The organism is Microcoleus sp. (assembly GCF_041354475.1).
Classification (GTDB): domain Bacteria; phylum Cyanobacteriota; class Cyanobacteriia; order Cyanobacteriales; family Microcoleaceae; genus Microcoleus.
The window spans coordinates 1-8448 of the sequence record NZ_JBGJZU010000126.1 but is presented as its reverse complement, the minus strand read 5'-3'; the positions used below and the strand labels follow the sequence as shown (position 1 = coordinate 8448).

Sequence of the window (8448 nt, the reverse complement as noted above, 5' to 3'; positions counted from 1 at the left end):
GTAGGCGCAGGGGAATAGCAGGATGCCAGACCAGCCTACGAAGACGAAACGATCGCGTTTGAGCCAGTCGTCGAGTACATCAAAGATGCCTCGCTCGTTCTGGGCGCGTCCGACTGCAATTGTCATTACGCAAATCTCCAAATAGATATAATTACGACGGACAAGTTTCTATTCTATATTTTCCAAGTCTTGCTGCTTAGCAGAAAATGAGATGGATTATGAACAGACTTTACTTTTCTTTACCGTAATCAAAATTATAGGGGTAATTCTTTACAAAAGCAAGTATTTCGTGAACGAACCTGACGGTCAACTGGGTACAGTTAGACCGCAGGCTTCTTTTTCCTTTTTTTCAAAGGCTTTTTATAGTGAGGTAGTTCCACCCCCACTTGACTAATATAGTATCAGAGTATTTCCAGAGCATTAAGGGGTGTACAAGCATAATTGTCGGTTTCCGTTCCTCCATCCGACGCTTCTGGACATCCCTGCGGTAATTCATTCGGGGGTACTGAGCGCTGCGCTCAGATTCATCCCCCTCTGAATATACCGAGGGACTTCCCGGCTGGTAGTTAAAGATTTTTCCAGATCTTCTCTCCCCATCTCCCCATCTCCCAATTCTCCCCCTCTCCCTCGCCTGGATCTGGGGACTTCTAATATATATACTTAGAAGAGAGCTCCAAACTTAGATTGTTAAGACCATATGTTCAGCATTGACATGATTGTGAAGAACACCCCCGTCTCGCTGTCGGTGCAGCGGAAGTCCGCGGAGGACGCTGAGGCTGTTTACCAGCAGGTTGTAGAGGCGATTCGTAACTCCCAACCCCAAATTTTGGAACTCACCTGCGAGAAAAATCCTGAGAAAAAGGTGGCTGTGCTCAGTAGCGAGATTTCTGGGGTGATCGTCTCTCAGAAATCGGGGGCTGCTTCTACAGGGAGAGCACCGGGTTTTGTCTCGATGGCTGTAGCAGAATGAGGGCTGGGGGTGCTGGTGGCGATCGCACTCAGCCGGCGGTTGCGGTGCGGGATTTGGGTTTTTGCTGGCCTTCGGGCGATCGAGTGTTGCAAAGTTGCTCTCTCGATGTACCCAAGGGCGAGTTTTGGATGCTCTTGGGTACTAACGGCAGTGGCAAATCTACCTTGCTGAGGCTGATGGCTGGGCTGCTGCACCCCCAGTTTGGGGAAATCGATCTGAGTGGAAGGGTGGGTTTTGTCTTCCAAAACCCCGATCACCAACTGGTGATGCCTACAGTCGGTGCAGATGTGGCTTTTGGCTTGGTGGAGGAACAGTTGTCTAATATTCAGGTGCGGGCTAGGGTGGCGGAGGCTTTGGAGGCTGTGAATTTGTTGGAGTTGCAGCGACGGCCGATTTATGCTTTGAGTGGTGGCCAGAAACAGCGAATTGCTCTGGCTGGAGCGATCGCCCGTCACTGTGAAATTCTATTATTAGATGAACCGACGGCTTTGTTAGATCCTGATTCTCAGTTGGATTTGGTGGCGGCGGTGCAGCGTTTGGTGAAAAATCGCGGAATTACCGCTTTGTGGGTGACTCACCGTTTGGATGAGTTGAATTATTGTGATGGGGCTTTTTTGTTGGAAAAGGGCCAAGTGGTCGATCGCGGAGATCCAGCCCGTTTGAAGCAGCGCTTGATGCAAAATCAAGATGTTTAGCTGTGGGTGAATCATTTCTCTAAATTGATAATAGGTTCGGTATCCCCCGATCGCAGATTTGGTTGAGGTTGTGGAAACTTCAACCAATTTGTCATGGGTAAAATAGTCGATCGCGATCGACTCTTATGTTGCTATTATAGGAAAATCCAGTTTAATGTTGTGCCTGATTTGAAACAAAAGATCGCCCTTAGTTTAAGCCGTCACAAGGCGATATTTGTACTGAGCACTTTTATTACAGAATCAGGATGTAACTGCTGTTTAATTTAGTGTGGTGAGAGTGGAATTAGAGCTTATGTTGAATACACCAAAACTTTTTGAAGAAAACCCAATTCCGGGAAATACAGCGGTTTTATCAGCGGAAATTCCCGACTTATTTGGTAGCAAGTTCGATCGCCTTAATCCGACAAAAAACATGGCAGTGGGCGACACCAATGTTTTATTTGATACCAACTATGATTTGACTCAAACATCAAATATGGGTGTGGCAGCAACTGATAGTGCGATCGACCTTTTTGACCAACTCACCGATTTCGGAACCCTAGAAACAGGAAACAACAATCTCAAATTCGATGGTAGTTTCCCATCCTCACCAGATATCGCCGGTCAAGTTGAGCCAGACGAACTTACAGGCATTGGTTTTGCCGTTAGCGATGCAGCCAGTAATCCAGAGCGCTTGGCAGCTAGAACTGCTGCCCCATTCCCTTCAGAAAACTGGGCTTTCAACTTTAAAAGTTATACCATCGACCACCAAGGTTTAAACACCTTAAATATCAAAGTTGGTTACGAACTCAAGCCGGGAATCACCAAGCAAGAATATCCCGATTTTGTGCCAATTTACAAAAGCATTGATAACTTCCTAGTCAACTATCCCAATGAAACAGATACTTGGGAAATTATTAACAAGAATTTGAGCAAAAAAGTGCTAGATGAAAATCCAGCACTCACAAATGTTACCCTGCAACTGGAAATTTTGCCAACGGACAGATTGCCCTACGATCGCGCCAGCACAGTTTTCCGCAGTCGTTCGGGCCAAATCAAAGAAAAATTTGATTTTTCTTTGCAAAACTACGCAATTAATCACCAAGGCTTAAACAAGCTCAATCTGGATGTAAATTACCAGTATAAGTCTGGAATTACCCAAGCAGAATATCCCGATTTTGTGCCAATTTACAAAGGTATTGATAAGTTTTTAACCAACTATCCAAACGAGACAGATTTTTGGGAAATTGTCAATAAAAAATTGACCCGAAATATCCTGCTCGAAAATCCTGCCCTAGCTGCGATCGATATCAATTTGAACGTTTTGCCCAGCCAAAACATACCCTACAGCCGCACCAGCAAAGTTACCCGCACTCAACCCACTAATCCTCAAGGAACTTTCCTTGTGGGTAATACAAGGGGCAATAATATACTCCGCTTTGATGGCAAAACAGGGAATTTGGTAGACGAATTTATTCCAGCAGCAAGTGGTGGCTTGTTCAGACCAGATACGGTCATCTTTGGGCCCGATGGCAACGGCGATGGCAAGTCGGATATTTACATTGCTAGCGGTGACAAACCAGGCAAATCTGGAGAAATTGGAGCATCGGCTGTATTGCGCTATGACGGAATTACGGGTGCATTTATTGACAGATTTGTTGGCGATAATCCCAACACTACGACTGATGAAACTGGTGGATTGTCTCGTCCTTATGGTTTAGCTTTTGGTCCTGATGGTAATTTTTATGTCAGCAGTTTTTTGACTGACCAAATTCTCCGCTATAATGGCAAAACAGGGCAGTTTATTGATGTATTTACTACGGGAAATCAGCAAGCGGGAGGATTGAATGGTCCCAATGGTTTGGTATTCGATCCTGATGGTAATTTGTACGTGACAACTCAGGGGAGTGTGGCTAAAAATGGTCAGGCAGATTTTAGCGGTAATTTCCTGAGTCAGGTACTTCGCTATAACCTAGAAACTAAGCAGTTTAGTATTTTTGCTTCACCGGATGTTTCGCCTAGGAGTCAGGGATTTGTGAGTCTTTTGGGAATGGCGATCGGACCTAATGATGGCGACCTTTATGTGAGTGATTTTGCTAACGATATCCGGCGTTACAATTTAAAAACGGGAGAATTAGTCAAGGTTTTATCTACTAATTATACTGACACATTGCCCAGTAGTAATTATTTAGGTAGTTTGGCATTTTCGCCTAGTGGCAATTTGTTTGCCGTTGGCTTTGACAACCGCGCTAATGCTAATAATGCGGGGGCTGTGTTGCGTTACAATGGCAATACAGGTGAGCCTCTGCCCATTACCGGGAATCTTGGTTCTGGGAACAATTCTATTTTTGTTCCTCCCGATAGTAAACTACAGCGTCCCGTGGGGATTGCATTCTTTCCTACCGATGCTCAATTGACCGAGAAGTGGAATTTTACAGTCCCAAATTACCCCATTAATCATCAAGGGCTGAACAACCTGAATATTGATGTCAATTACCAGTACCAAAATGGGATTCAAAATTTTCAGTATCCCGATTTTGTGCCGATTTACAAGAGTATTGATAATCAGTTGGTTAACTACCCCAATGAAACGGATTTTTGGGAAGTAGTCAACAAAAATGTGACGCAAAAAGTGCTGGCGGAAAATCCATCACTTTCCTCGGTAACAGTGAATTTGGATGTGTTGCCGACCAACCGATTACCCTACGACCGCAGCAGTACGGTAACTAGGACTCAAGATGGTAAATTATCGGAGGCTTGGGATTTCCAGTTGGCCAATTACTCCATCGACCATCAGGGCTTAAACAACCTAAATATTGATGTCAAGTATCAGTACAAACCAGGAATTACTACGGCTGAATATCCCGACTTTGTGCCGATTTATCGCAGCATCGACAATTTCTTGGCTAGTTACCCCAACGAAACTGATTTTTGGGAAGTTGTGAATAAAAAATTGACTAAAAAGGTGCTAGCGGAAAATCCAGCTTTGGATTCGCTACAAATCAGCCTTGAGGTTTTGCCCACGAATCGATTGCCTTATGAACGAGGTAGTATTGTGTCGATCGCCTAGCAACTAATTTGATAAGATTGAAAAACCAGGTTTCTCAGCTTGGGAGGCGATATTCGACTGAAAATGCGAGAAATCTGGTTTTTCAATTGGCAAACAGCATAAATATCTATCTTGCGACAGATATTTTTCTCATGAGATCTAATAAACAAAAACGGTTAATCTTGTGAATTTTGGCAAGATGGAATTACTCCCGGAGGTTAGGGTGAAAACGCTAAATATCCTCTTATTAGAAGACTCTAGCTTGGATGCTGAATTGATCCAAGACTATCTATTAGATGGTGGCCTAGATTTTTCTCTGTTGTGCGTGCAAACACGGGCAGACTTTGTGGGGGCACTGGAAAATAATTGCTATGACCTGATTTTGGCGGATTATATGCTGCCTGAGTTTAATGGACTAGAGGCCCTGGAAATAGCCCGTGGTATTTGTCCGGGATTGCCGTTTATTATTGTATCGGCTACTTTGGGTGAGGAGTTGGCGATCGAAACTTTGAAAAACGGGGCTACAGATTATGTAGTCAAACGGGGTTTGACGCGGCTTGTACCGTCGATTCAGCGGGCACTGCGGGAAGTTCAAGAAAGACTCGATCGCAAACAAGCCGAAGTACACCGCCAAGAAAGCGAAGAGCGGTTTCGGATGATGGCCGACACCGCACCGGTGATGATTTGGATGTCTGGTATTGACAAAGTTTGCAATTACTTTAACCAAGTTTGGCTGGATTTTACGGGCAAAAGTTTGGCTTCCGTCATGGACTGGGGCTGGAAAGAATCGTTACACCCGGAGGATTTGCAGTATTGTTTAGATACTTATGGGAATGCTTTTGACGCGCGAAGTGAGTTTCGGATGGAATTTCGTCTGAGACGCTATGATGGCGATTACCGCTGGATTTTGGCGACGGGCTTACCGCGGTATAGGCCCGATCGCACTTTTGCAGGTTACATTGGTTCTTGCATTGATATTAGCGATCACAAACTAGCAGAACAAGAACGCGCCGTCGCCTTTGAACGGGAACAAGCAGCCCGATTGCAAGCAGAAGAAACAGCCCAAGCTCTACAAGAGGCAAAGGATGGAATTACTAATATTCTCGAAAGTATTACCGACGCTTTTTTTGCTGTGGATTGCGACTGGAATTACACCTATGTCAACCGGAAAGCCGAGGAGATTTTAGGCAAGTCTCAAGCTGAGTTGATCGGAAAAAGTATGCTCGATGTAGTTTCTCATCTAGGGGATTTAGAAAGTTACAAAATGGCTGACCAAGCCATGTCAGAAAAAGTAACAATCGAATACGAAGCATTTAATGTATCTGTAAATAAGTGGTTTAACGTGCGATTTTATCCGTCGGATTCGGGTTTGTCTGCTTATTTTCAAGACATTAGCGCCCGCAAACAAGCAGAAGCAGCACTCCAAGCTAGCGAGGAAAAACTGAGGTGTTTGGCAGAAGCTAACTTGATGGGAATTCTGTTCGGTAATGTTGACGGTACTATTAACGAGGCTAACGACGAATTTTTGCGGATGGTTGGCTACAGTCGGGAACATTTGCAACGTGGGGAACTGCGGTGGATTGATATAACACCTGTGGAGTATCTACCCTTGGATGCGATCGGCATAGCAGAGGCAAAAGCCACGGGGGTTTGCACTCCTTACGAAAAGGAATATGTGCGCTTAGATGGTAGCCGGATTCCGGTGTTGGTGGGGTATATTTTGTTGGGTGAAAAACGGGAAGAATCTGTTGCTTTCATTCTCGATTTGAGCGAGCGCAAACGATTAGAAAAAGAACTTCAGGAACGAGCGGAAGAATTAGCGATCCTGAACCGAATTAAAGATGAGTTTCTCGCAACTTTGTCCCACGAATTGCGGACACCGTTAAATGCGATGCTGGGATGGACGCAACTGCTACGTTATCGCAAGTTTGATGAAAATACTACGGTGAGAGCTTTGGAAACCATCGATCGCAATACGAGGTCTTTGGGAACACTAATCGAGGATTTGTTGGACGTATCGCAGATTATTACCGGTCAACTATCGCTGAATTTGCGGTGGGTGGATGTGCTGGCAAATGTTGAGGCGGCCATTGAAACTTTGGCAACTGCGGCCAGAGCAAAAAATATTCAAATTGTCACGGAATTTGACCAGACTTCGGTGCGGATATTTGGAGATTCGGGGCGCTTGCAGCAGGTGGTGTGGAATTTGCTCTCCAATGCGATTAAGTTTACTCCTCCTCAAGGACAGGTGAAGGTGGTGGTGCGACAGGTGGAGGGTGCTATTTCTTCTCAGTTAGCATCTGGGGGCAAATTGTCCTCAGCTAGGGTGGAAATTGAGGTAAGCGATACCGGAGAGGGGATTAGTGGGGACTATCTGCCCCATGTTTTCGATCGCTTCAGTCAAGCGGACACCTCTGCGACTCGATCTTACAACGGATTGGGGATGGGGTTGGCGATCGTCCGCCATGTGGTGGAAATGCACGGGGGGACAGTGCAAGCGGAATCTGCCGGGAAGGGAAAAGGAGCGAAATTTGTAGTGAAGTTGCCGATGCAACAGGGCGAGGGTGAATTTTCTGTGGCTGGGGCACGGGAGTTGGTGATTCGAGAAAAAAGGTCGATCGCACCTGGAAATGAGTGTTCTTTTAAGATCAATCTTTCTGGCGTGTTGGTGTTGGTGGCCGATAATGACGAGGATTCCTTGGATTTTGCGCGAATGGTGCTCGAAGAATGCGGGGCCGAGGTGGAGACGGCTGTCTCGGCATGGGAGGCTCTAGAGGCGATTAAAAGGCGATCGCCGGATGTATTCGTCAGCGATTTAGCAATGCCGATGGCACACGGAAAAGATTTGATTGGGCAAGTCCGAACCATGTGTGGTGCAACGGAAGTTCCAGCGGTGGCTTTGACCGCCTATGGTAGGGTGGAAGAACGGGTGCGGGCGCTAAGGCTGGGTTTTCAAATTCATCTGCCGAAGCCGATCGATCCTGTGGAGTTGGTGGTAACAGTGGCAAGTTTAGCGAGTCGAGTTAATTGACATACTCCCCGGCGTGAACGCGCGGGGATTCTTGACACTTCACGGAGATGTGCCACAAGTGGTCTTACCTTCTCTCTGTGTCCATTTAGAGTCGTGACAATGCCCTATCCCGACTTTGTTTATATTCTTCGCTGCATTCTCATCGCGATCGTGTTCGTTGCCGCAATTCAAGCATTGAACCGAGCGGATTTTTAAATCCAATTTTCCCCATCTAAAACCGCAATTTGAACAGATTTGACTTGTTGGTTCCCAGCGACTAATTACCCTAAACTCTCTGCCATACTTTTCAGACTGACGCTCGCATAAAGTCCTAAACTCGTACCATCCCTGTTGGCTAATCGCCCTGGCAAGTTTGCGGTTTTTGACCATACCAGACACGTTCAAATCTTCCAAAATAATCGTTTGATTCTCACTAACAACTTTGGTCGATAGTTTGTGCAGAAAGTCTTTACGAGTATCCCCAATTTGATTGTACAGTTTCGCAATCTGAATGCGAGTTTTGTTGCGACGCTTTGAGTCTTTGGGCTGCCTTGCCAACTTGCGTTGCAGTCTGCGAATTTTTCGGTCTAACTGTTTGTAGCTTGGACTTTTAGCTGATCTTCCGTCGCTCATCACTGCAAAGGTTTTAATACCCAGATCGATGCCGATGCTGTGGTTTTTAGCTTCGACAATATCGGAATTAATCTCTACAACAAAGCTCAGGAAATAACGGTTGGCGCAGTCT

Annotated in this window: 5 protein-coding genes and 1 pseudogene; 4 read left to right on the top strand and 2 right to left on the bottom strand. The window is 45.7% G+C overall.

The genetic code is table 11. From position 1 onward, the window contains the following. Nucleotides 1–126, bottom strand: a pseudogene (locus ACBR23_RS27610) (photosystem II D2 protein (photosystem q(a) protein)); the annotation flags it as partial. 571 nt (nt 127–697) lie between these two features. Between ACBR23_RS27610 and ACBR23_RS27605 the strand changes: the two are divergent. From ACBR23_RS27605 to ACBR23_RS27590, 4 genes are all read left to right on the top strand, one after another. Next, nucleotides 698–970, top strand: coding sequence for a hypothetical protein (locus ACBR23_RS27605; RefSeq protein ID WP_340525463.1), 273 nt, complete (start codon nt 698–700; stop codon nt 968–970). Further along, nucleotides 967–1665: an ABC transporter ATP-binding protein gene (locus ACBR23_RS27600; protein WP_371118116.1), complete on the top strand. Its 699-nt coding sequence runs from the start codon at nt 967–969 to the stop codon at nt 1663–1665. Before ACBR23_RS27605 ends, ACBR23_RS27600 begins: the two co-directional genes overlap by 4 nt. Nucleotides 1666–1957: 292 nt before the next feature. Beyond that, nucleotides 1958–4714 carry a hypothetical protein gene (locus ACBR23_RS27595; RefSeq protein ID WP_371120823.1) on the top strand — a complete coding sequence of 919 codons (2757 nt, stop codon included), beginning with the start codon at nt 1958–1960 and terminating at the stop codon, nt 4712–4714. Nucleotides 4715–4916: 202 nt separating this feature from the next. Then, a complete protein-coding gene (locus ACBR23_RS27590) occupies nt 4917–7724 on the top strand; it encodes a PAS domain S-box protein (RefSeq protein ID WP_371120822.1) in 2808 nt (935 codons plus the stop codon). Nucleotides 7725–7763: 39 nt separating this feature from the next. On the opposite strand, the gene ACBR23_RS27585 is transcribed toward ACBR23_RS27590, so the two are convergent. After that, on the bottom strand, nt 7764–8448 hold a 685-nt coding region (locus ACBR23_RS27585), incomplete at its 5' end, for an RNA-guided endonuclease InsQ/TnpB family protein (protein ID WP_371118119.1).